The sequence below is a fragment of the Micromonospora sp. NPDC049891 genome (assembly GCF_040660295.1).
GTDB lineage: Bacteria > Actinomycetota > Actinomycetes > Mycobacteriales > Micromonosporaceae > Micromonospora.
Genome location: NZ_JBFAML010000009.1, coordinates 116,494 through 139,183, shown reverse-complemented (window position 1 = coordinate 139,183; position 22,690 = coordinate 116,494). Strand labels below are relative to the sequence as shown.

Genomic DNA, 22,690 nt, shown 5'->3' with positions numbered 1-22,690 from the left:
GTGGCGGCTGGTCCACCGTCAAGCCGGCCCGGGCGCGGCGGGTATCCGGGACAGCACCTCGGCGGCGGCCCGCTCGCCCGCCTCGATCGCCCCGTCGAGATAGCCGGTCCAGCGGATCGCGGTCTCCGTGCCCGCCCAGTGGATCCGGCCCACCGGCGGGCGCAACGACGGACCGTACTCCCGCCAGGAGCCGGGCGTCAGCGCGCCACCGAAGCATCCACGGGTCCACGGGTCGGCCGACCAGTCGTGGTCGATGATCTCCTCGGCCCGCCGGGCGGCCGGTCCGGCGATCGCGGCCAGGGCGTCGAGCAGCGCCGCCGCGCGTTCCGGCGGCGTCATCGCCCGCAGCGCGTTGGCCGCCACCCCGTAGCTGAACATGGTCAGCACCCCGCGTGGTGAGGTCGGCGTGCCGTTGTCGACGGTCTCCGTGATCGGACCGTCGGAGCAGGTGGCGACCCCGGACCAGCCGTCGGCCCGCCAGAACGGTTCCGGGTAGACGGCGTGCACCTTCAGCGCCGCCCCCATCGGCATCCGCTGGGCCAGCCCGTCACGCAGCGGGGGCAGCGCGGGGGCGTACCGGATGCGACCGGCCAGGGTCGGCGGCACCGCGACCACCACCGCCGCGGCCTCGAAGCGCTCGGTCTCGGCGCGAACCACCACCGACCCGTCGTCCTGCTCGATGGCGACCACCGGGGTGGACAGTCGCACCACACCCGGGCCGAGCCCGGCGGCCATCGCCTCGGCCAGCGCCGCCGGTCCGCCGACTATCCGGTCCTGCTGGGCGCCGCCGGCCATCCCCAGCAGCGAACCGGCCCCACCACCGCTACGCAGGTAGCAGGCCATCTGGAGCACGGAGACCTGGTTCGCGGAGGTGGCCAGCAGGCCGCCGGCGAGCAACCGGTCGAGGTAGCGGGCCGTCACCGGATCCGGGGCGGTGCCCGACAACCAGTCGCCCAGGGTGGTCGCGTCCCACCGGGCCGCCTCGGGCGCCGTCCACGGCGCGGCCGGGTCCAGCAGATCGGCGTACCCGTCGAGCAGGTCGATGACGCGGGCCGCGACGTCCGGCGGCGCGTCCCGTCGTACCCCGTCCCACATCACCACCGGTGCGCCGAGGGCGGCGGACGGGAACGTCTCCAGGGCGTACCTGCGCACCAGGTCGTGCACCCGGTCCTGGCCGGGGCCGATCCACTGCGCGCCCAGATCGAGCTGCGTGCCGTCGTCGAGCCACCGCGTCAACGTCCGCCCACCGACCCGGTCACGGGCCTCCAGCACCCGCACCCGTACGCCGGCCCGGGCGAGGCGGAGTGCGGCGGCGAGGCCGGAGAACCCGGCCCCGACCACGAGGACGTCGCTCATGCCCCGGTCTACCCGTCAGGGCGGTGTCAAAGTCCTCGGCGCGACCGAGGACGTCGACACCGATCCAGGTCGAGGCGGACCGGGCCGGTCCGATACGTGCGGTGGAGATCGGCATTGGTTTTCCGCACGCCGCCGCCTATGGTGGTTCGATGCAACCCGCCGCGCTGCTCAACCGCGTCGCCGCCGTCACGGCGCCGACGCTGGCTGTGCTGCCCGCGTCGGGTGCGGCGCCCCGGGCGCGTCGAATCCCGGCGCGAGCCGGTCACGGCCAGCCGCGTCCCGCAGGTCGGAGCCCTCCGGAAACCGTTCACAGACACGTGACGGCCAAGGGCGAAGCGCACAGCTTCGGCCCTTTTTCTTTTTCCGGGAAGGAACCGACATGAGCGAACGGACCGACACCCACGACCAGCAGTGGCTCACCAACCTTGAGCTGACGCTGAACCACGAGTTCGAGGCCCAGACGGCTCGGCTGACCCAGCTGACGGCCGATACCGGCGATCCGGCGCAGGCGCACACCAACGCCGCCCTGATCGCCGCCACCCGGCAGAGCCTCGAACAGATCTCCGGGGCGCTGCGGCGCCTCACCGCGGGCGGCTACGGCAGCTGCGAGAAGTGCGGAACGGACATCCCGCGGGAACGCCTGGAGATCCTGCCGCACGCACGCTTCTGCGTGCCGTGCCAGCAGAAGCAGAACCGCTGACCGCGGGACCGGCCGCCGGCCTCACGGGTACGGCGGCCGGTCCGTGGCCACCTCGGGCTGCTCGGTGGTCCCGGACGGTTCGGTGGGCAGAGTTGCGGTGACTGTCGCGGTCAGACCGTCGGGCCGGCGGGTGAGCGTCAACGCCCCGGTCAGGTGGTGGGCGAGCCAGAGACCGCGGCCACCCGGGGTGTTCGTCGCCGGCAGGTTCACCGGCAGGTCCCCACCGCGTTCGTGACCATGATCGGTGACCTCGCAGATGAGCAGGTCGGCCCGGCGGAACAGGTCGAGCCGTCCGCGGCCCCCGCCGTGCAGCACGGCGTTGGTGACCAGTTCGTGCACGGCCAGGACGAGATCCTCGGCCACGTCGCCGGTGAGACCGGCGGCGGCCACCCGAGCGGTGAGCAGGTGCCGCAGCGCCGTCACGGTCTGCGCGGTGAACGACTCGGACAGCAGCGCGGTCGCCTCGTCGCCGCCGGGGTACGGATCGCCGGGGTCCCGGGCATCCGGCGGGCCGAGGTTGTTCATGCAGGCAGAGTACGTCGTCCACGGACATCCGCGACCTTTGCCAAAGGGCAACCATCCCGGGGGGCTAGTCGCCCCCCTCCACCGACGTCCGACCGAAGGACCGGCCCAGGCGGCTCACCTCCGCCTCCATCTGCTCGACCAGTTCCGCTCCGCCGAACCTGTCGATCAGCCGGTCGGCGAAGCCGCTGAGCACCACCGGGCGCAGCGCCTGGACCAGGGCGATGGTCCGTGGCACGTACACCTTGCGACGGCGACCTTCGATGCCGCGCAGCAGTGCCTCGGCGCACCGCTCGACGCTGACCACGGTGTTCAGCGGCCAGGGCAGCCGGCGTTGCGCGGCGTGGAACGACGCGAGGTCGTCGCGGATGTCGCGGACCAGGTCGGTGTCGATCCAGATCGGATGTGCGGTACCCACGGTCAGCCCACGCCGGCGGTTCTCCAGCCGCAGCACGTTGCCGAACTGCTCGACACCCGCCTTCGACGCGCAGTACGCGGCCATCCCGGGCATCGCGGCGAAGGCCGCCGCCGACGAGACGATCAGGACGTGGCCCCGGGCGGCGAGCACGTGCGGCAGCGCCGCGCTGACCGTGCGGACCACGCCTGTCAGGTTCACCTCGATGGTGCGTGCCAGGGCGTCGACCGGGCCGGACGAGACGGTGCCGAGGTTGGCGATGCCGGCGTTGGCCACCACCACGTCGATGCCGCCGTAGCGCTGCACGGTGGAGGCGACGGCGTCGTCGACCCCCGCCTGGTCGGTGACGTCGCACTCGTACCAGTGCCCGTCCAGCTCCGCGGCGACCTGCCGCAACAGTGCCGGTTCCAGGCCGGCCAGGGCGACCCGGGCACCCCGGGCCGCGGCGGCCCGGGCTAGTTGCGCACCGATACCCCGCGCCGCTCCGGTGATCAGGACGGTCCGGTCGCGTAGGTCAAACCGCATGGCTGCGCTCCTGGTCCCGGTCGCCGCCAGCGGCGACCCAGTGGTCGTCTGCCAGACGGTACCGGGCATCCGCCGGTCGACCCATCCGGTGCCGGCCCACCAGCGGCCCACCCCACCTGGCCGGCGCAGCTAGACGTCCGTGGTGAGCGGCGCGGACATCGGGAAGGATCTACCCAGACGGTCGTACCGCAGCGAGGACCACGACAAGGAGAACCGCATGGCTGATTTCGTCGGCGCCGTGGACCAGGGCACCACCAGCACCCGGTTCATGATCTTCGACCACGGTGGTAACGAGGTCGGCCGCCACCAGCTCGAACACCAGCAGATCCTGCCGCGCGCCGGGTGGGTCGAGCACAACCCGCTGGAGATCTGGGAACGGACCCAGACGGTGGTGCGCACGGCGTTGAACACGCACAGCCTGGCCGCGAGTGACCTGGCGGCTCTCGGCATCACCAACCAGCGGGAGACGACGGTGGTGTGGAACCGGCGCACCGGTCGGCCGTACTACAACGCCATCGTCTGGCAGGACACCCGGACCGATCGGATCGCCTCGGCACTGGAGCGCGACGGGCGCGGCGAGGTCATCCGCCGCAAGGCCGGATTGCCGCCGGCGACCTACTTCTCCGGCGGCAAGATCCAGTGGATCCTGGAGAACGTCGACGGGGTGCGGACGGCCGCCGAACGCGGTGAGGCGATCTTCGGCAACACGGACACCTGGTTGCTGTGGCACCTCACCGGTGGCCCCGACGGCGGCGCACACGTCACCGACCCCACAAACGCCAGCCGGACCATGCTGATGAACCTGGAGTCCCTGGACTGGGACGACGAGTTGCTGTCCTTCTTCGACATCCCACGCGCCATGCTGCCGCGGATCGTCCCGTCGTCCGATCCGGACGCCTACGGCGTCACGCTGCCCAGTGGTCCGTTCGCCGGCTCCGTCCCGATCACCGGAGACCTGGGCGACCAGCAGGCGGCCACCGTCGGTCAGGTCTGCTTCGCACCGGGCGAGGCGAAGAACACCTACGGTACGGGCAACTTCATGCTGCTGAACACCGGACCGGAGATCGTCCGCTCCGAGGCTGGGCTGCTCACCACCGTGTGCTACCAGTTCGCGGGCCAACCACCGGTCTACGCCCTGGAAGGTTCCATCGCCGTCACCGGTTCTGCCGTGCAGTGGCTCCGCGACCAGTTGAAAATCATCAGCAGCGCCGGGCAGAGCGAGGACCTCGCCCGCCAGGTCGACGACAACGGCGGGGTCTACTTCGTACCGGCCTTCTCCGGCCTGTTCGCCCCGTACTGGCGGTCCGACGCCCGGGGCGCGATCGTCGGCCTGTCCCGCTTCAACACCGACGGGCACATCGCCCGGGCGACCTTGGAAGCCATCTGTTACCAGAGCCGTGACGTGGCCGAGGCGATGGCGCAGGACTCGGGGGTCCCCCTGGAGTGCCTCAAGGTCGACGGCGGCGTCACCGTCAACGACCTGTGCATGCAGTTGCAGGCCGACATTCTCGGTGTACCGGTCAGTCGGCCGGTGGTCGCCGAGACCACCGCCCTCGGCGCGGCCTACGCCGCCGGACTGGCCGTCGGCTTCTGGCGGGACACCGATGAGCTGCGGGAGAACTGGAACGAGAGCCGGCGTTGGCAGCCGTCCTGGTCGCCGGAGCAGCGCGCGGCCGGTTACGTCGGCTGGCGGAAGGCGGTGCAGCGCACACTGGACTGGGTCGACGTCGGCTGACACATCGAACCGCCTGGCCGATCACGTTTCGTCAAGGTTAACGTCACTGCGTGTCAATGTCGCGGTACCGGAATGTCCGGTCGGTTGGCCTTAGCATCCCGATGTCCGGCATCTACCGGAGGTGTGGACAGGGAGGGCATCCATGCGGATCACGCGCGCGATCATGGCGGTCGTGGTCGTATTGTCGGCCGGGGTGCTGGCCGGCGCGGCACACGCGGCGTCACCGTTCACCGTGGTCAACGGTTCGATCCAGCCGGCGACGGGCACTCCCCAGCCGCCGTCGGGCACCCATGCCACGCTGTGGCACAACGCCAGCTACGCCACCATCCCGGTGCAGGGTGCCGGCCGGCTGGTTGTCGGTGCGATCGGCGACCACTGCGACGGCTGGCCGACCCTGCGGGTCCGGGTCGGCGGCGATCTGGTCGGTGAGGTCACCGTCACCAGCGCCACCGACTACGGAAGTTACCCGGTCGGTGCTCCGCTGCCGGAGGGCCGGCACGACGTCCGGATCGAGCTGACCAACGATCGGTACACGGGCGTATGTGATCGCAACGCGCACCTGGCGTACGTGCGCACGCAGCCACCTCCGGTGGTCGACAGCACGTTCACCTTCGCCGTGGTCCCGGACACGCAGGAGGAGGTGCTGACCGCCGGTGACACCCGGCTGCGTCAGCGGGTCGACTGGCTGGTCGCTCAACGTGCCGCTCTCGACCTGCGTTTCGTCACGCACTCCGGCGATGTGGTCAACTACGACACTCCCGGCCACGTGCAGTACGAACGGGCGCGCACCGCGCTGCGTCCACTGGAGACGGCCGGCATGCCGTACACCCTGGCCGTCGGTAACCACGACACCCAGGCCGCCGGCCCGGACGGGGAACTGCGCAGTCCCGCCGGGCAACTGGTGCGCGACACGACGGTGTTCAACAGGTACTTCACGGCCGGGCGGTTCGGTGCGGTGCGTGGCCAGTTCGAGGCGGGCAAGGTGGACAACGCCTATGCCGTCTACACCGCCGGTGGGGTGCGGTGGCTGGTGCTGAGCCTGGAACTGTGGCCGCGCCGGGCGGCCGTCGCCTGGGCGCAGACCGTCGTGGCCGCCCATCCCCGGCACAACGTCGTGATCGTCACCCACCACTACCTGGAGAGCGACGCCACGATCGGTCAGTCGGCCGGCTACGGTTCCACCAGCCCGCAGTACGTCTTCGACAATCTCGTGGCGCGGTACCCCAACGTGCGCTTCGTCTTCTCCGGCCACACCGGCACGGCTGCCTCCCGGGTGGACACCGGCGTGCACGGCAACCGCATCTACTCCTTCCTGCAGACGTTCCACTCCCGCCGGACCAACCCGGTGCGGCTGGTCGAGATCGACACCGCGGCCAATTCGTTGCGCACCTGGATCTACGCGCCGCACACCGACGAGGAGTTCCCGGCGCACGAGCGCACGTACGCCGGGATCGGCCTGGTGCGGTGACCTGCCGGCGGTGGCCTGCGGACATGTCGCGGGCCACCGCCGGCAGGCGGCCCGCGATGTCTCGAAACTATCTTAGAACCGTCTCGTTATCATCGTCCGCTTCGAGGTGGCGGTAGACGGTGGCCCGCGAGACACCGAACTCGGCGGCGATCTCGTCCGCCGAGTGGGTGCCCGCCAGATGCATCCGACGGGCGGCCCGCACCTGTTCCGGGCTCATGGACGGAGGTCGCCCCGGCCGTCGCCGACCCACCCGGCCGGGCGTCGCGGTCCGGGTGACCGGCTCCTGCACGCCGGGTGGTGTCTCGCCCAGCAGGCGGTGGGCGCCGTCGAGCATGTCGGCCCGCAGGGCCGACGCCGGCACGTCGATCATGAACACCACCGGGTCGCTGCACATGGCGATGGCCTGGACCGCCCGGACCCGGTCCCGGCGTCCGGCGTCCGGCCCGGCGACGATCTCGTTGGCCCGCATCGCGATCTGCACCAACCGGTAGTAGGTGCTGCCCCGGTCGACGAGTGCGAGGTCGTGGAAGAGCATGCCGAGCGGGCCACGGTGCGCGAGCATGGTGTCCACCCAGCCCTCCAGCAGCGTCCATCTCGCCTGCCGGCCGGGTAGCGCCCCGGCCTTGTCCAGCAGGGCCTCCAGGTCACGGACCAGGGGCTCGGCCAGTGCCGTGAGCAGATGTGACTTGCTGGGGAAGTGGTAGAGGATGGCGGCCTTGGTCAGCCGCAACCGCTCGGCGATCTGCCGCAACGAGGTGCGTTGGTAGCCCTGCTCGGAGAAGAGGTCCAACGCGGTGCGCAGGATCCGGCTGCGGGTGCCGTCGGTCTCCTCCCAGGTCATGGCACCCAGCGTAGTCCCTCCTGACCGCCGGACGGGACAGCTCGCGTCGATCCCTTACCATCGGTCAGTAGAGTGTTCGGCAGACACCGGTACGGCGGGAGGCACCCATGTCCGTGATCGCCATCGAGAACCTCGTCAAGACCTTCGGCGGCGTACGCGCGCTCGACGGTCTGGACCTGAGGGTGGAACCGGGGGAGGTGCACGGATTCCTGGGACCCAACGGCTCGGGCAAGTCCACCACCATCCGGATCCTGCTCGGCCTGCTGCGCCGTGACTCCGGGCAGGTCCGCATCCTCGACGGCGATCCGTGGCGCGACGCGGTCGCGTTGCACCGGCGCCTGGCGTACGTGCCGGGCGACGTCAACCTCTGGCCCAACCTTTCCGGGGGAGAGGCGATCGACCTGTTCGGTGCGCTGCGCGGCGGACTGGACCGGCGCCGTCGCGACGAACTGCTGCACCGCTTCGACCTGGACCCGACGAAGAAGTGCCGCACCTACTCGAAGGGTAACCGGCAGAAGGTCGCCATCGTCGCCGCCTTCGCCTCCGACGTCGAGCTGTACGTGCTGGACGAACCCACGTCCGGGCTGGACCCGCTGATGGAGGCGGTGTTCCAGGAGGAGGTCCGCCAGCTCACCCAGGCCGGCGCGAGCGTCCTGCTGTCCAGCCACGTCCTGGCCGAGGTTGAGGCGCTCTGCGACCGGGTCAGCATCATCCGGGAGGGCCGGATCGTCGAATCCGGCACCCTGTCCGAGCTGCGGCACCTGGCGCGGACCACGGTCACCGTCGAAACCGGACGCCCGGTGACCGGCCTGACCGACCTTCCGGGCGTGCACGAGGTACGCCCCGTCGACGGTCGCGTCCGGCTGGAGGTCGAACCCGAACACCTCGACACGCTCCTGGCCCACCTGGTCCGCTTCGAGGTCCGCGCCCTGACCAGCACACCGCCCACCCTGGAGGAGCTGTTCCTGCGGCACTACGGCGACGCCACCGACGGCGACCAGCCAGCGGCGACCGGAGGCACCCGATGAGCGCCTTCACCGGCACCGGCCGGCTCGCCCGGCTCGCCCTGCGCCGCGACCGGGTCCGCCTGGCCATCTGGACGCTCGGCAGCCCGCTGATCGGCTACGCCCTCGCCGAGAGCGTGGCCAGCATCTACCCCGACGAGCAGAACCGCGTCGGGTACGCCGAGGTGGCCAACACCAGTGTCGTGGCCCGCGCCTTCAACGGCCCGGTCGCCAGCACCGATCTCGGTGCCGTGGTGGTCACCGAGACGTACCTCACCCTGGCCGTGCTCGCCGCGCTGCTCAGCACCTTCGCGGTGGTCCGGCACACCCGCCAGAACGAGGAGACCGGCCGGGCCGAACTGCTCGGTGCCGCCGCCGTCGGCCGGTACGCGCTGCTCACCGCGGCCCTGGTCGTCGTGGTCGGTGCCAACGTGCTGGCCGGGGCGCTGCTCGCGGTCGCCTTCGTCGGTGCCGGACTACCGGCCGCCGGCTCGGTGGCCGCCGCCGCGGCGATCACCGGCGTCGGGCTCGCCTTCACCGGCGTGGCCGCCGTCACCGCCCAGCTCTCGGTGACCTCCCGGGGCGCCAACGCGCTCGCCGCCGCCACGGTCGGGGTGGCGTTCCTGCTGCGCGCCACAGGTGACGTGCTCGGTCGACGCGCCGCCGACGGGGTGCGACTGGACAGCGCCTGGCCCACCTGGTTGTCGCCACTGGGCTGGGGCACCCAGGTCCGCGCCTTCGGCAACGAGCGGTGGTGGGTTCTCGCGTTGCCGGTGGCCCTGCTCGTCGTCGGGGTCGCCGTCGCGTACGCGCTCGCCGAGCGCCGTGACGTCGGCGCCGGCCTGCTCGCCGCGCGGCGGGGCCCGGCCCGCGCCGCCGCAGGCCTGCTCAGCCCGGCCGGACTGACCTGGCGGCTGCACCGGAGCGCGCTGATCGGCTGGGCGGTCGCGGTGGCGGTGCTCGGCCTCGCCATGGGACTGGCCGGAAACGAGGTGGACGACATGATCGCCGACAATCCGGCCGCCGCCGAGGCGATCGCCCAACTCGGTGGCGGGGAGGAACTTGTCGACGCCTTCCTGGCGGCGATGCTCGGCCTGTTCGCCCTGACCATCGGGGCGTACGTGGTGCAGGCCCTGCTGCGGGTACGCGGCGACGAGTCCGACGGCATCCTCGAACCGCTGCTCGCCACCGCCGTCAGCCGCACCCGATGGTTGAGCACGCAGGTGGCTGGGGCCGTGCTCGGTGCGCTGACGTTGATGCTGCTGGCCGGGGCCACCACAGGTCTCGGGTACGGACTGGCCGCCGGTGATCCGGTGGGCTGGACCGTCGAGCTGACCGGAGCGGCGCTGCTGCGGCTGCCGGCTCTGCTCGTCGTGGCCGGAGTGGTGACCGCCCTGTTCGGGGCGCTACCCCGCCTGTCGGTCGCGTTGAGCTGGACGGTGCTCATCGTGTTCCTGCTGCTCGGGCAGTTGGGTGCCGCGCTGGACCTGCCGCAGGCGGCGCTGAACCTGTCGCCGTACACCCATGTGCCGTCGGTGCCCGCCGTCGACGTCACGGTCCTGCCCCTGCTGGTCCTCACCGCCGTCGCCGCCGCCCTGCTGGCGACCGGCCTAGCCACCTTCCGCCGCCGCGACACCCCCACCTGAGCTGCCGCCCCAAACCTGATCGTTTGCAGTCGAGTGACTCGACACGCCGCTGCCACGGTCACTCGACTGCAAACAATCATGGGTCCGCGGCCCAGGCGCGAGGGGTTGTGGCAGTGGCGCGCGCTGTCCACAGGGGGCCGCGAGCTCGGAACGGCCCGGGCAGGCATGTACCTGGACCTGTTCGCCAAGGAGGAGCGGGTCAACATCGAGCTGGACGGTGCCACCTCGCACGGCGATCCCCGCCAGCGTGAGATCGACCTGCGGCGCGACGCGCTGCTCGCCACGGTCGGCATTCTGGTGGTCAGGTTCAGCCAGCGACGCCTCGTGCGGGAGCCCGACGAGGTGCGCCGCGAGACCCTCGCGATCCTCGCCCGCCGCCGCTCCTGAGCGACAAGAGCCTCACAGCACCTGGGACAGGAAGCGGCGTAGCCGGGGGTGCTGCGGCGACTCGAAGACGGCCTGCGGGTCGCCGGCCTCCAGCACCACCCCGGCGTCCATGAAGGCGACGGTGTCGGCGACCTGACGGGCGAAGCCCATCTCGTGGGTCACCACCACCATGGTCATGCCCTGGTCGGCCAGCTCCGCGATCAGCGCCAGCACCCCCTTGACCAACTCCGGGTCCAGTGCCGAGGTGGCCTCGTCGAAGAGCATCACCTGCGGCTGCATGGCCAGCGCTCGGGCGATGGCGACCCGCTGCTGCTGGCCGCCGGACAGCTGCGCCGGCCGGGCGTCGGCCTTGGCGGCCAGGCCGACCCGGTCGAGTTCGGCCCGGGCCTGAGCCACCGCCTCGTCCTCGCCGAGCTTGCGGATGCGGCGCAGCGGCAAGGTGATGTTGCGCTCCACGCTCATGTGCGGGAAGAGGTTGAATTGCTGGAACACCATGCCGATCCGCTGCCGCAGGGCGTCCGGGTCGTCGCGCAGCACGCTGCGCCCGTCCAGCAGCACGTCGCCGCGGTCGGGTTCGAGGAGCCGGTTGACGGTGCGCAGCAGGGTGGACTTTCCTGACCCGGATGGGCCGATCACGCACGCGGTGCCGCCGCTCGCCACGTCCAGGTCCACGCCGCGCAGCACCTGGTGATGCCCGAAGGCCAGGTGCACGTCGCGCAGGCTCAGGCTGACCGAGGTGTTCATCGTTGGTTGCCTCCGGCGGCGCCGGGTAGCGCCAGGTCCAGGTCGTCGGGGTCGTCGGTCGGCCCGGCCGCCGGCCGGCCGTGTCGCAGCCGCTTGTCGATCCAGTTGACGACGTGGGTAAGCGGCACCGTCAGCACCAGGTAGAAGAGCCCGGCAAGCAGCAGCGCCGACTGGTTTCCGGTGTTCGCCGCGTAGTCCTGCCCGATCCGGAACAGCTCGCGCTGGCTGGCCAGCAGGCCGAGGAAGTAGACCAGGCTGGAGTCCTTGATCAGGGCGATGAGCTGGTTCACCCAGGCCGGCAGGATCCGCCGGATGCCCTGCGGGATGATCACTCTCCGCATCGCTTCGCGCCACGAGAAGCCCAGCGCGCGGGCCGCCTCCAACTGGGTGGCCTCCACCGACTGGATGCCCGAGCGGAAGATCTCCCCGAGGTACGCCGAGGCGATCAGCGACAGTGCCAGGATCCCCAGCGGGTACGGGTTGGGCCCCCACACCTGCATGCCCAGCGGGGCCAGCCCGACCCCGATCAGCAGGATCGTCGCCGCCGCCGGCAGCCCCCGGAAGATGTCGGTGTAGACCCGTGCCGGCCACCGCAACCAGCGGGTCCGCGAGATGCCCGCGACCGCCAGCACGATGCCCATCGCCGAGCCGAGCAGGGCGGCGGTGACCGCCAGGATCAGCGTGTTGGGCAACCCGACGGTGAGCATCTCGGGTAGCGCCTCACGCATCGACTCCCAGTCGAAGAACGTCTCCCACAGGGTGCGCAACGGATCCACGGTCAACCTCCGCCCTGCTCGTTCGTGGTCCTACCGTCAGGAGGCGGCCGGTGCCGACACGTCCCCGCTGCCCGGGGTGAAGTCGGCCGGGATCGGCCGGCCCGGGTAGTACTGCTCCTGTAGCCGGGTCCAGGTGCCGTCGGCGATCACCTCGTCGAGCGCCCGGTTCAGCGCCTCGCGCAGCGCGTCGTTGCCCTTGGCGAAGGCGTACGCGGTCGGGGCCGGGCTGAGTTCCTTCGCCGCCACCGTGATCTTGCCGCCGCTGTCCGCTGCGGTCTTCTCACCGATCTCGGCGGGAGCGATCCACGCGTCGGCGGTACCGGCCTTGAGCTGGTTGATCGCGCCGTTGTAGTCGGGCACCCGCACCGGGTCGAGGCCGTTGTTCGTGGCGTAGTCGTCCTGGACGGTGCCCTGCACGACCACCACCCGCTTACCGGGCAACTCGTCGAAGCTGCGCAACGCCGACCCGGCGGGTACGTCGAGCCCGAAGTAACCGAAGTCGTACCCGTTGCCGAAGTCCACGGTCTTCTTGCGCGCCTCGGTGATGGTGATCGAGGAGCTGCCGACGTCGAACTTGCGGTTGTTGACCTGGGCGAGCAGCCCCGAGAAGTCGGTGCCGACGAACTCCACAGTCAGGCCGAGCTTGTCGGCGGCTGCGACCAGCAGGTCGTTGTCGAAGCCGGTGAACGTGCCGTCCTTGAGATACACGTTCGGCGGGGCGTCGGTGAGCGTGCCGGCGCGCAGCACCCCCGGCTGCAACAGGTTGTACGGGTTGTCGGCCGCGCTGCCGGCGGAGTCCGAGGCGCAGGCGGTAAGGGTGGTCGCGCCGAGGATCGCGGCGACGCCGACGGCGGCGGCCCGGGTCAGGGCAGGAAGGAATCGCACAGGTGTCTCCTGGTTGAGCTGCGGCGGGCACGGACGTGCCGCACCGACGGTCCGCCGCAGGACGGACCGCTGGGATGGGATCGATGACAGAGCGGGAAAGTGGCCAGCCGACCCGCCAGGGGTTGGTGACCGGCGGCGCGGTCAGCTACACGCGGCGCTGCACACCCGCATCATGTCGACGTGGCGACGCCGGGTCAGGCCCGGGCGGGCCACGGCGGCAGCGGGTCGACTACGGTACGACATGGTTCTCCTCAAGGTCGTGATGACCTGGGAACCCAGGCCACGCTTGCACCGGAGATTGCTCCGATGCCTGGTCCTCACCCGGGGCACCCCTGCGCGGTGGAGGGTTGCCGGCCAGCGAGCCGGGGCTTGGCGCTGGCACTCATGACCTGTCGCCGAGGCTAGCAGCCGGTGACCGCCCACCGTCCACCCGTTATGACCACCCTCACGCTGGCCGGATGGGCCAGGCGGACGGGCGGGGTTGGGTGCGTACACCCGTCGGGGGTGTTGCCCGTGAACGGCTTGATCCCTTACGGTCTGCTCAGCGGTGGGCGGTGCGGTCCGCATCCGAGAAGCCACCGCCGGTGGTCGGTACGCGGGCCGGGACGGTGGAATCCCGGGTCTTCCAGGCGTGCTGGTCGAGCCGGCGGGCGAACCCCGAACCGTGCGGCGGCGCGTCGAGGCGTCGAGCCGGCGGCGTGCGGGGCGCGGACATCCACCGGGAGCACCCGTGTATCTCACCCCCCACGAGCAGGACCGCCTGCTCGTCCATGTGGCGGCCGACGTCGCCCGGCGGCGCCGCGAGCGCGGCCTGCGTCTCAACTATCCGGAAGCCGTCGCGGTGATCACCGCATTTCTGCTCGAAGGGGCGCGTGACGGCGATTCCGTGGTCGACCTGATGGCCGCCGGGCGCACCGTGCTCAGCCGCGACGACGTGCAGGACGGCATCCCCGAGCTGCTGAGGGAGGTGCAGGTGGAGGCGACGTTCCCGGACGGCACCAAGTTGGTGACTGTGCACCACCCGATCCCATGATCCCCGGGGAGATCCTGCCGGCGGCCGGACCCGTGGAGATCAACGTTGGGCGCCCGGTGACGGTGCTGACAGTGGTCAACACCGGTGACCGGCCGGTCCAGGTCGGCTCGCACTACCACTTCGCCGAGGCCAACCCGGCGCTCGACTTCGACCGGGACGCCGCCTGGGGGCACCGGCTCGCGGTACCGGCCGGCACCTCGGTGCGGTTCGAGCCGGGGGTGAGCCGCCGCGTCGACCTGGTGCCGCTCGGCGGCGCGCGGGTCGTGCCGGGCCTGCGCGGGGAATGCGCCGGAGCGCTCGACGAACGGCGGACCACATGAGCGAGCGAATCAGCAGGTGCAGTCGGGTGGTGCCGCTGGGCGGCACGGAGCGAAGTGGAGTGCCGGCATGAGCAGCGTGGAGCGGGAGCGCTACGTCGCTCTGTACGGACCCAGCACCGGCGACCGGATCCGGCTGGCCGACACCAACCTGATGATCGAGATCGAGCAGGACCACTGCGTCGGTGGTGACGAGGCGGTCTTCGGTGGCGGCAAGGTGATCCGTGAGTCCATGGGCCAGTCGCGGGCCACCCGCGCCGAGGGGGCCCTGGACACCGTCATCACCGGTGCGGTCGTCCTCGACCACTGGGGGGTGGTGAAGGCCGACGTGGGTCTGCGGGACGGGCGGATCGTCGCGCTGGGCCGGGCCGGCAACCCGGACACCATGGACGGTGTCCATCCGGACCTGGTGATCGGCCCGGCCACCGAGGTGATCGCCGGCAACGGCCGGATCCTCACCGCCGGTGCCGTCGACACCCACGTGCACTTCATCTGCCCCCAGATCGTCACCGAGGCCCTCGCCAGCGGGGTCACCACCCTTGTCGGCGGCGGCACCGGACCGGCCGAGGGCACCCGGGCCACCACCGTCACCCCGAACGCCTGGCACCTGGCCCGGATGCACGAGGCCCTCGACACGTTCCCGGTGAACGTGCTGCTGCTCGGCAAGGGCAACACCGTCTCGGAGGAGGCGCTGTGGGAGCAGTTGCGGGCCGGGGCCGGCGGGTTCAAGCTGCACGAGGACTGGGGCACCACCCCGGCGGCGATCGACGCCTGCCTGCGCGTCGCCGACGCCTCAGGCGTGCAGGTCTCCATCCACACCGACACCCTGAACGAGGCCGGGTTCGTCGCCGACACGCTGCGCGCGATAGGCGGTCGGGCGATCCACTCGTACCACACCGAGGGTGCCGGCGGCGGGCACGCGCCGGACATCATCACCGTCGCCGGTGAGCCGAACGTGCTGCCCTCGTCGACGAACCCGACCCGCCCGTACACTCGCAACACCCTCGCCGAGCACCTCGACATGCTGATGGTCTGCCACCATCTCAATCCGGCGGTGCCGGAGGACCTGGCCTTCGCCGAGAGCCGGATCCGGCCGTCCACGATGGCCGCCGAGGACCTGCTGCACGACCTCGGCGCGATCTCCATCATCGGCTCCGACTCGCAGGCGATGGGCCGGATCGGGGAGATCGTGCTGCGTACCTGGCAGAGCGCGCATGTGATGAAGGCCCGGGTGGGTGCCCTGGCCGGCGACGGCGCCGCCGACAACCACCGGGCCCGCCGGTACGTCGCGAAGTACACCATCTGCGCGGCCATGGCCAACGGGCTCGACCACGAGATCGGGTCGGTGGAGCCGGGCAAGCTCGCCGACCTGGTGCTGTGGGAGCCGGCCTTCTTCGGCGTACGCCCGCACCTGGTCATCAAGGGCGGCATGATCGCGTACGCCCAGATGGGTGACGCGAACGCCTCGATCCCCACCCCGCAGCCGATGCTGCCCCGGCCGATGTTCGGCGCGTACGGCGGCGCGGCCGCCGCCACCAGCCTGGCCTTCGTGGCCCCTGCCGCGCTGGAGGCCGGGCTGCGGTTGGACGTCCGGCGTCCGGTGGTGCCGGTGACCGACGTACGGTCGCGCGGCAAGGCCGACCTGCCGGAGAACAACGCCCTGCCCCGCATCGAGGTCGACCCGGACACCTTCACGGTGCGGATCGACGGCGTGGTGGTGGAACCGGATCCGGTGGCCGAACTGCCCATGACCCAGCGGTACTTCCTGTTCTGATGGCCACTTCGACGATGTTGCTGCTCCTCGCCGACGGGCGGTTTCCGGCCGGTGCGCACGCGCACTCAGCCGGGCTGGAGGCGGCTGTCGCCGCCGGGCGGGTCACCGACCTGGCCACGCTCGGCGAGTACCTGCGCGGTCGGCTGGCCACCGCGGGACTTGTCGCGGCAGCGTTCGCGGCGGCGGCTCGTGGCGCGGCGTGGTCGGCGGGACGGGCCGCCGTGCTGGCCCGACTCGACGCCGAACTGGACGCCCGGACCGCCTCGCCGGCCCAGCGGTCGGTGTCCCGCCGGCAGGGCAAGGCGCTGCTGCGGGCGGGTCGGCAGATCTGGCCGACCGCCAGCTTCGACGACCTACCGGCCGGGCCTGGCGGTCCACACCAGCCGCTCGTGCTGGGGCTGGTCGGTGCCGCCGCCGGTGTCGACCCGGGGCAGGTGGCCACGGTCGCCGCCCATGCGACGGTGACCGGCTCGGCAAGTGCCGCCGTACGCCTGCTCGGCCTGGACCCGTACCAGGTGCAGGCCCTTCTGGTGCGGCTCGCCGGTGCCTGCGACGCGATCGCGGCGCGGGCGGCGCGGGCCGCCGAGGAACCACCGGAGCGGCTGCCCGCCGCCGCCGCTCCGCTCGCCGACATCCACGCTGAAGCTCATGCCACCTGGGAGGTGCGTCTCTTTGCGTCCTGAGATCGATCACGACGAGTCCGTTCCCCACACCCACCCCGAGCCGGGGGTCGACCCGCACGCCCCGCTGCCCGCCGCCGCCCGGGCGCTGCGGGTCGGCATCGGCGGACCGGTCGGCTCCGGCAAGACCGCCCTGGTGGCTGCGCTGTGCCGGGCGTTCGCCGACGAGTTGCGCCTGGGTGTGGTGACAAACGACATCTACACCACCGAGGACGCCGACTTCCTCAAGCGGGCCGGGGTGCTCGACCCGGCCCGGATCCGGGCGGTGGAGACGGGTTGCTGCCCGCACACCGCCATCCGCGACGACATCGGCGCCAACCTCGACGCGGTCGACGAGTTGGCCGAGGCGTTGGGGCCGCTGGACCTGGTGCTTGTGGAGAGCGGCGGCGACAACCTGACCGCCACGTTCAGCCGAGGGCTGGTCGACCGGCAGATCTTCGTGGTCGACGTGGCCGGCGGGGACAAGGTGCCCCGCAAGGGCGGTCCGGGGGTGACCGCGGCCGACCTGCTGGTCATCAACAAGACCGACCTGGCGCCGATGGTCGGTGCCGACCTGTCCGTGATGGACCGGGACGCCCGGGCCCGCCGCGGCGACCTGCCCACGGTGTTCCAGTCCATCACCGAGGACCCGCTGGCGACCCGGGTCGCCGCGTGGATCCGCCACGAACTGGCCCACCACCGGGCCGCGTCGGCCGGTGCGGACCAACTCGCGCCGGTCGTGGCGGCTCCCGCCGGGCAGGCCTGATGCGGGCCACCGCCCGGCTGGTGGCCCGTGCCGACCGGCACGGCCACACCGTTCTGGCCGAACTGCGCGGCGAGAGCCCGCTGCTGCTCCGCCAGGTACCGGCGCCCGGCGGTGGCGTCACGGTGTACGTCGTCGGCGGCGCGGCAGGTCCGCTCGCCGGCGACGACCTGCGGCTGGACGTCGAGGTCGGCTCGGGCGCGGTGGTCCGCGTCCACACGGTGGCGGCGTCCATCGCGCTGCCGGGCCGCCCCGGCGCGGTGTCCCGGATGCTGGTCCGGGCCACCGTCGCCGACCGGGCGACCCTGCACTGGCTGCCTGAGCAACTGGTCGCGGCGGCCGGCTGCGCGCATGTCGCCGACGCGCGGGTGGACGTCGCGGCCGGCGGCACGCTGCACTGGCGGGACGAGCTGATCTGCGGCCGACACGGCGAGCACCCCGGCAACGTCGAGATCAACACCTGGGTCGACCTGGACGGGCGGCCGCTGCTGCGGCAGTCCCTGGTGGTCGGGCCGAACGCCGCCGGCTGGGCCGGACCGGCGGTGCTGGCCGGCGCGCCCGCCACCGGCTCACTGCTGATCGTGGACCCGGCCCGACCGGAGGAGCCGCCCGCGGTGAGCGGTACGCGGGCCCGGCTACCGCTTGCCGGTGGCCCGGCGACCCTGTGGAGCGCCATCGCGCCGGACGCGCACACCCTGCGGGAGTACCTCGAACCGGACACCGCGCTGGATACCATCGCTGCGTCGGGCGGGGGACGGGAGCGTGGGGTTGTACGAGTTGGGTGAGGTCGTCGCCGAGCGGCGGATCGCGATGGTTCTTCCTGACGGTGGCACGTCGGAGCTGGTCGTTCGGTTCGGCAGGCCGCACCCCGACCCATTGCCGGGCGGTGACTGGTGCTGCCCGTACCAGATCGAGGGGCTGGGCGACGATGCGGTCGACGCCGCGTTCGGGGTGGACTCCCTGCAGGCGTTCCTGCTGGCCGCGTACAGGGTGCGGCTGCTGCTGACCGAACACGCCGAGCAGACCTCGGCTCGACTGGACTGGCTGGGACAGCCGGACCTCGGCCTGCGCGTCGATCCGGGCCTGGTGCCCCTGGATGTCACCATCCGGAACGCCTACCTCGCCGCCGCCGACATCGCCGCCGCACTGCTGCGTACGCCGGTGCTGGCGGAGCGCTGGACGATGCCGAGTGCCCTGCCGTACTACTCGACCGGTGGGCTGGCCCGGCACCTCGCCAACCAGATCACCCGAACGGCGGAGCTGCTCGACGCCCCGCCCGGGCACACCGCGATCGACGTCCTGACGCACTTCACCGGTAGCGCCTGGGTCACCACCGGCGCCGACGAGGCGGACAACACCGACATCCGCGACCGGGGTGAACGGGCCGCCGCCGAGACCACCGCCGATCGACTCGCCGCCGAGGTCGACGGGTTTCTGGCGAAGCTGCGCCGTACGGTGCCGGCACAGCCGCCGTACCGGATCGTCGACCTCGGCGACTGGGGACTGACCGTCGACGACTTCCTGCTGACCCGGTTGCTGGAGCTGGTGGTGCACGCCGACGATCTGGCGGTCAGCCTGGACCTGCCGACGCCCGAGATGCCGGCGGCGGCGACCGAACTGACAAGTGACCTGCTCACCCGGATCGCCGCCTGGCGGCACGGTCCCCTCGCGGTGGTGCGGGCACTGTCCCGCCGGGAACGGGCCCCGGAGTCAATCAGCGCACTCTGACCGCTTGATCTGCGCCACCAGCCCGGAACGGGCCTGCTCGCGCCCGGGCTCCTCGGCCATCGTCTGCCGGTAACCCACCGCGGCCTCCGGTAGGCGGGCCACCTCGGCCGGCTCGCGGGAGAAATGATCGGCTGTCCTTTGTGGTCATATGACAGGGTGTGTCTAGGTGCCGGTGCTCGCCGGTGTCAACGGAGACCCTGGGGAGAGGCAATGACCAAGCGGGTCAGTCGTCGGGCCGCGATCGGGTTCGGTGCGGCAGCGGTGACGTGGGCGGCGACGCCGTCCGGTGCGGCGGCCGCGCCGGGGGACGACAGCACAGTGGCCGACGGCAAGGTGTCGCCGCGGGAGCGGATCCGCCGGACGTACCGGCAGCAGCAGGCCCGGGCCGGCGGGGTGTGGCGCTCGCACGTCGCGATGGTCGACGCCACCGGAGCCCTCCAGACGGTGATCGCCGACGACGCCGACCGGGTGACGCACGGGTACAGCGTGCAGAAGCTGGCCGTCGCGGTGGCCGTCATGGACAAGATCGACCGCGGTGAGCTGCAGCTGGACCAGCGGCTCGACCTGACCGCCGACACCATCCTCGGCGGCAGCGGGATCTACTTCCTCCAGACGGTCTGGGGTGACGAGGTCACGGTGGCGAACTTCCTCACCGCGATGCTGCTCGTCTCCGACAACACGGCGGTGCGGATGTGCGGTCGGGTGGTGCCGGCGCTCGAGATCAACGAGATCCTCGCGGCCAAGGGTTTCACCCACACCCGGGTCGAGCCGGTGGCCAACCCGAACCGGTTCTTCCTCGGCGTCACCACCCCGCGCGAGACTCACGACCTGCTGTGGCGGCTGGCCAACAAGACCCTGCTCTCGGCCCGGTCGAGTGACTTCCTGCTCGGCGTCCTGCGCTGGATCAACGGCTACCACGACGGGATCCGCCGCGACATGTCCTCGGCGGAGCGCAGCCGGGTCGCCACCAAGTACGGTGCGGACTACGACTCCTCGGGGGCGGCCCGTCACGAGGTCGGAATCATGTTCGACGCGACCGGCGCGCCCACCCTGACATACGCGTTCTTCGCCGACTCCCTCGGCGAACTCGACAACTACGGCGGCACCCACCCGGCCGTACGCGCCCACGCCGTACTGGGCCGAACGATGTTCGACACCATCGGCCGGACCACCAACCCCACCCCCCGCGCCCGCCACTCGGTCCCGCAGTTCCGCCCCGTCAACGGCGGCTGACCCACCCCCGAGCTCGGCGATCTTGCACTTCCGGTCCGCCCAGAAGTCGCAAGTAGCGCATATCGGCGACCGAAAGTGCAAGATCGCGGCGTGTCTGGGGGTGTGGGGCGGTCAGGGGAGTGGCTGGGCGGGGGTGGGGGCGCGGTGACTGGTGTCCAGGCGGGCGATCAGGGCGTCGAGCAGGCCAGCCAGGTTGGTGTCGTCCGTCGTGTCGAGGCCAGCGAGGTGGGCGCGGATCGTCGCGTCCACCCGCTCATGTTCGCGACGACCTCGCGCGGTGAGGTAGGCGCGAATGCGACGCCTGTCGATCGGATCGACCCGGCGGAAGACGAGGTTGCGGTCGACGAGTTGATCGACCAGCTTCGTCAGCGTGCCCGGTGGCAGCGACGCTTCGGCGGCGACCTCGCTCATCGGGTGCCCGAGCCCGTCGGCGAGCAGGCAGAGGACCCTCCACGCCTCGATGCTCAGCGCCTCGGCGGCGAGCACCCCGCCGACCCGACGCGAGAGCAGCCGCTCGGCGCGGGTGAGCAGGGGTAGCAGGTCGGCTGCGGAACCGGGAAGGTCTGACATGGCACTCCCGCCTCGCGGTTGCCGTGTCATCGTAGCGAGATGTCCCGCTGGCTGGGGAGGGCTGGTCTTCACCAGCGGCGGCGGCCACCATGTGTTCATGTCCGCGCCGGCACCGGGGTCCGGGCGCCCGCAGGCGGGGGAGAGCATCACCGCCGGGGCGTCCTGGCTGACCGTCGACAGTGGCGTGGTCAGTATCGCGCTCGTGTACCCGATGCGCGGGCCGGCGGGCATGTTCGGCCCGAGCTGTGAACTCTGCGCCCAGCTCGCGGTCGAGGAACTGAACCGGCGCGGCGGTGTGCTCGGCCGGGAACTGCGGCTGGTGCCGGTCGACGGCGGGGCGCCGCCGGCCGAGGTGGCCGCCGAGGTGGAGGCGCTGGTGTCGATGGGCGCGGTGCAGGGCGTCACCGGCTGGCACATCTCCTCGGTACGCCAGGCGGTGGCGCCGCGCATCGCGCACCGGGTGCCGTACGTCTACACCGCCCTGTACGAGGGGGGAGAACGGACCGAGGGTGTCTTCCTGACCAGCGAGACGCCGGACGCGCAGCTGTGGCCGGCGATGCGGGTGCTCGCCGGTGATCTCGGGGTGCGGCGCTGGTTCGTGGTCGGCAACGACTACGTCTGGCCGCGCCGGACCACCCGGGCGGCGCACCGGTACGCGCTGCGCAGTGGCGGGCGGGTGGTCGGCCAGCACTTCCTGCCGCTGGAGACGCACGACTACGCCGAGGTGCTGCGCCGCATCGAGCACAGTGACGCCGACGGGGTGCTGATGCTGCTCGTGGGCGCCGACGCGGTGCGGTTCAACCGGGCGTTCGCGCGGTCCGGCCTGGACCAGCGGTGCCTGCGACTGAGCACCCTGATGGACGAGAACATGCTGCTCGCCAGCGGTGCCGCCAACACCCGGGGGCTGTTCAGCGCCGCGGGTTTCTTCGCCGGCCTGGTGACGCAGGAGAACCTCGACTTCCACGGTAGCTTCGGCCGCCGCTTCGGGCTGGAGGCGCCGCCGCTGGGCAGCCTGGGGGAGTCCTGTTACGAGGGCGTGATGCTGCTGGCCGCGCTCATCGCCAAGGCCGGCACGCTCGACGTACGGGCGGTGGAGGCCTCCGCGGACGTGGTGTCGTACGACGGGCCGCGTGGCGAGTTGCGGCTGCGTCGCCGGCACGTGCGCCAGCGGATCTACCTGGCCGAGGCCGACGGGCTGGACTTCACCGTCCTCGCTGAACTGTGATCTCCGCAGGGCGTGACCGGACCGTGCCTTGACAGGTTCGCCGGACGGCCGCAAAGATACTTCCTACGTGAAGCATCCGGCGGTCGTGCCGGATTGGACCACCGTCCGGTGATGGACGGAAAGTGCGGCCGACTGCCGCTGATAATTGTGTGCCGGTGCCATTTCGCCGATTCTCCCCGGTGAGGTGCCGGCATTTTTCGTGCCCGTCATCAGGGCGGCCTGGGCCAGCGGAAACAGTCTATTGAGGACCGGGAAACATCCGCGCAATGAAACGGATCGAAGCTTTCCCTGCCCGATATTCGAATCGCCGCCAGGTCGGTGTCCACCCGCCGCACCCGGTAGCGCTCAATGTTCCGACGGACCGCACCGCAGTTACCCAGATCC

At 71.7% G+C, this 22,690-nt stretch carries 25 protein-coding genes and 1 riboswitch; of the genes, 16 read left to right on the top strand and 9 right to left on the bottom strand.

Annotated features, from left to right (window positions below; all coding sequences use genetic code 11):
- Positions 1-18 precede the first annotated feature (18 nt).
- Positions 19-1,356 (bottom strand): FAD-dependent oxidoreductase, encoded by a 1,338-nt coding sequence (locus tag AB0I71_RS14420; RefSeq protein ID WP_357584559.1) that lies wholly within the window; start codon positions 1,354-1,356, stop codon positions 19-21.
- A 101-nt stretch (positions 1,357-1,457) separates the two neighbouring features.
- On the opposite strand from AB0I71_RS14420, the gene AB0I71_RS14415 reads away from it, so the two are divergent.
- Complete coding sequence (locus AB0I71_RS14415; RefSeq protein WP_357584557.1) at positions 1,458-1,739, top strand: hypothetical protein; 282 nt, start codon at positions 1,458-1,460, stop codon at positions 1,737-1,739.
- Positions 1,736-2,056 carry a TraR/DksA C4-type zinc finger protein gene (locus AB0I71_RS14410; RefSeq protein WP_357584555.1) on the top strand — a complete coding sequence of 107 codons (321 nt, stop codon included), beginning with the start codon at positions 1,736-1,738 and terminating at the stop codon, positions 2,054-2,056. Before AB0I71_RS14415 ends, AB0I71_RS14410 begins: the two co-directional genes overlap by 4 nt.
- 21 nt (positions 2,057-2,077) lie before the next feature.
- Here AB0I71_RS14410 and AB0I71_RS14405 read toward each other — a convergent pair whose 3' ends face one another.
- Together AB0I71_RS14405 and AB0I71_RS14400 are read right to left on the bottom strand one after the other, a co-directional pair.
- The gene (locus tag AB0I71_RS14405) at positions 2,078-2,581 is read right to left on the bottom strand and encodes an ATP-binding protein (RefSeq protein ID WP_357584553.1); all 504 of its coding nucleotides are present in this window, start codon (positions 2,579-2,581) and stop codon (positions 2,078-2,080) included.
- A 64-nt stretch (positions 2,582-2,645) separates the two neighbouring features.
- A complete protein-coding gene (locus tag AB0I71_RS14400) occupies positions 2,646-3,518 on the bottom strand; it encodes an SDR family oxidoreductase (RefSeq protein WP_357584551.1) in 873 nt (290 codons plus the stop codon).
- 217 nt (positions 3,519-3,735) lie between these two features.
- On the opposite strand from AB0I71_RS14400, the gene glpK reads away from it, so the two are divergent.
- Both glpK and AB0I71_RS14390 read left to right on the top strand, forming a co-directional pair.
- Positions 3,736-5,253 carry a glycerol kinase GlpK gene (glpK, locus tag AB0I71_RS14395; RefSeq protein WP_357584548.1) on the top strand — a complete coding sequence of 506 codons (1,518 nt, stop codon included), beginning with the start codon at positions 3,736-3,738 and terminating at the stop codon, positions 5,251-5,253.
- 142 nt (positions 5,254-5,395) lie between these two features.
- A complete protein-coding gene (locus AB0I71_RS14390) occupies positions 5,396-6,721 on the top strand; it encodes a carbohydrate-binding domain-containing protein (RefSeq protein WP_357584546.1) in 1,326 nt (441 codons plus the stop codon).
- A 67-nt stretch (positions 6,722-6,788) separates the two neighbouring features.
- Here the strand turns inward: AB0I71_RS14390 and AB0I71_RS14385 are convergent, their stop codons facing one another.
- Entirely contained in the window at positions 6,789-7,562 is a 774-nt protein-coding gene (locus tag AB0I71_RS14385) for a TetR family transcriptional regulator (RefSeq protein WP_357584544.1), read from the bottom strand.
- Positions 7,563-7,669: 107 nt separating this feature from the next.
- Between AB0I71_RS14385 and AB0I71_RS14380 the strand changes: the two genes are divergently transcribed.
- From AB0I71_RS14380 to AB0I71_RS14370, 3 genes are all read left to right on the top strand, one after another.
- Positions 7,670-8,590 carry an ABC transporter ATP-binding protein gene (locus AB0I71_RS14380; protein ID WP_357584542.1) on the top strand — a complete coding sequence of 307 codons (921 nt, stop codon included), beginning with the start codon at positions 7,670-7,672 and terminating at the stop codon, positions 8,588-8,590.
- Complete coding sequence (locus AB0I71_RS14375; RefSeq protein ID WP_357584540.1) at positions 8,587-10,212, top strand: anibiotic ABC transporter; 1,626 nt, start codon at positions 8,587-8,589, stop codon at positions 10,210-10,212. The genes AB0I71_RS14380 and AB0I71_RS14375 overlap by 4 nt, the downstream gene beginning before the upstream one ends.
- Before the next feature lie 165 nt (positions 10,213-10,377).
- Positions 10,378-10,599, top strand: a complete 222-nt coding sequence (locus AB0I71_RS14370) for a DUF559 domain-containing protein (RefSeq protein WP_357584538.1) — start codon at positions 10,378-10,380, stop codon at positions 10,597-10,599.
- 12 nt (positions 10,600-10,611) lie between these two features.
- On the opposite strand, the gene AB0I71_RS14365 is transcribed toward AB0I71_RS14370, so the two are convergent.
- From AB0I71_RS14365 to AB0I71_RS14350, 4 genes are all read right to left on the bottom strand, one after another.
- Positions 10,612-11,343 (bottom strand): amino acid ABC transporter ATP-binding protein, encoded by a 732-nt coding sequence (locus AB0I71_RS14365; RefSeq protein WP_357584536.1) that lies wholly within the window; start codon positions 11,341-11,343, stop codon positions 10,612-10,614.
- Positions 11,340-12,119: an amino acid ABC transporter permease gene (locus tag AB0I71_RS14360; RefSeq protein ID WP_357584534.1), complete on the bottom strand. Its 780-nt coding sequence runs from the start codon at positions 12,117-12,119 to the stop codon at positions 11,340-11,342. Before AB0I71_RS14360 ends, AB0I71_RS14365 begins: the two co-directional genes overlap by 4 nt.
- 36 nt (positions 12,120-12,155) lie before the next feature.
- Complete coding sequence (locus AB0I71_RS14355) at positions 12,156-13,004, bottom strand: ABC transporter substrate-binding protein (protein ID WP_357584532.1); 849 nt, start codon at positions 13,002-13,004, stop codon at positions 12,156-12,158.
- Positions 13,005-13,281: 277 nt separating this feature from the next.
- Positions 13,282-13,394: riboswitch (SAM riboswitch) on the bottom strand.
- Positions 13,395-13,545: 151 nt separating this feature from the next.
- Positions 13,546-13,719 (bottom strand): hypothetical protein, encoded by a 174-nt coding sequence (locus tag AB0I71_RS14350; RefSeq protein ID WP_357584530.1) that lies wholly within the window; start codon positions 13,717-13,719, stop codon positions 13,546-13,548.
- Between the two features lie 15 nt (positions 13,720-13,734).
- Between AB0I71_RS14350 and AB0I71_RS14345 the strand changes: the two genes are divergently transcribed.
- The 8 genes from AB0I71_RS14345 to AB0I71_RS14310 all read left to right on the top strand — a co-directional run bounded on the left by AB0I71_RS14345 (position 13,735) and on the right by AB0I71_RS14310 (position 20,511).
- Entirely contained in the window at positions 13,735-14,037 is a 303-nt protein-coding gene (locus tag AB0I71_RS14345; protein WP_357584528.1) for an urease subunit gamma, read from the top strand.
- Entirely contained in the window at positions 14,034-14,357 is a 324-nt protein-coding gene (locus AB0I71_RS14340; protein ID WP_357584526.1) for an urease subunit beta, read from the top strand. Before AB0I71_RS14345 ends, AB0I71_RS14340 begins: the two co-directional genes overlap by 4 nt.
- 67 nt (positions 14,358-14,424) lie before the next feature.
- Complete coding sequence (locus AB0I71_RS14335) at positions 14,425-16,128, top strand: urease subunit alpha (protein ID WP_357584524.1); 1,704 nt, start codon at positions 14,425-14,427, stop codon at positions 16,126-16,128.
- Complete coding sequence (locus AB0I71_RS14330) at positions 16,128-16,811, top strand: urease accessory UreF family protein (RefSeq protein ID WP_357584522.1); 684 nt, start codon at positions 16,128-16,130, stop codon at positions 16,809-16,811. The genes AB0I71_RS14335 and AB0I71_RS14330 overlap by 1 nt, the downstream gene beginning before the upstream one ends.
- Positions 16,801-17,553, top strand: coding sequence for an urease accessory protein UreG (ureG, locus tag AB0I71_RS14325; protein WP_357584520.1), 753 nt, complete (start codon positions 16,801-16,803; stop codon positions 17,551-17,553). The genes AB0I71_RS14330 and ureG overlap by 11 nt, the downstream gene beginning before the upstream one ends.
- Positions 17,553-18,335, top strand: coding sequence for an urease accessory protein UreD (locus AB0I71_RS14320; protein WP_357584518.1), 783 nt, complete (start codon positions 17,553-17,555; stop codon positions 18,333-18,335). Before ureG ends, AB0I71_RS14320 begins: the two co-directional genes overlap by 1 nt.
- The gene (locus AB0I71_RS14315) at positions 18,313-19,278 is read left to right on the top strand and encodes a maleylpyruvate isomerase N-terminal domain-containing protein (protein ID WP_357584516.1); all 966 of its coding nucleotides are present in this window, start codon (positions 18,313-18,315) and stop codon (positions 19,276-19,278) included. The genes AB0I71_RS14320 and AB0I71_RS14315 overlap by 23 nt, the downstream gene beginning before the upstream one ends.
- Positions 19,279-19,488: 210 nt before the next feature.
- Positions 19,489-20,511: a serine hydrolase gene (locus AB0I71_RS14310; RefSeq protein WP_357584514.1), complete on the top strand. Its 1,023-nt coding sequence runs from the start codon at positions 19,489-19,491 to the stop codon at positions 20,509-20,511.
- A 111-nt stretch (positions 20,512-20,622) separates the two neighbouring features.
- Here the strand turns inward: AB0I71_RS14310 and AB0I71_RS14305 are convergent, their stop codons facing one another.
- On the bottom strand, positions 20,623-21,081 hold the full coding sequence (locus AB0I71_RS14305) for a MarR family transcriptional regulator (RefSeq protein ID WP_357584512.1): 459 nt from the start codon (positions 21,079-21,081) through the stop codon (positions 20,623-20,625).
- Positions 21,082-21,178: 97 nt separating this feature from the next.
- Here AB0I71_RS14305 and AB0I71_RS14300 point away from each other — a divergent pair, with 97 nt between their 5' ends.
- Positions 21,179-22,306 carry a substrate-binding domain-containing protein gene (locus tag AB0I71_RS14300; RefSeq protein ID WP_357584510.1) on the top strand — a complete coding sequence of 376 codons (1,128 nt, stop codon included), beginning with the start codon at positions 21,179-21,181 and terminating at the stop codon, positions 22,304-22,306.
- Positions 22,307-22,690: the final 384 nt, after the last annotated feature.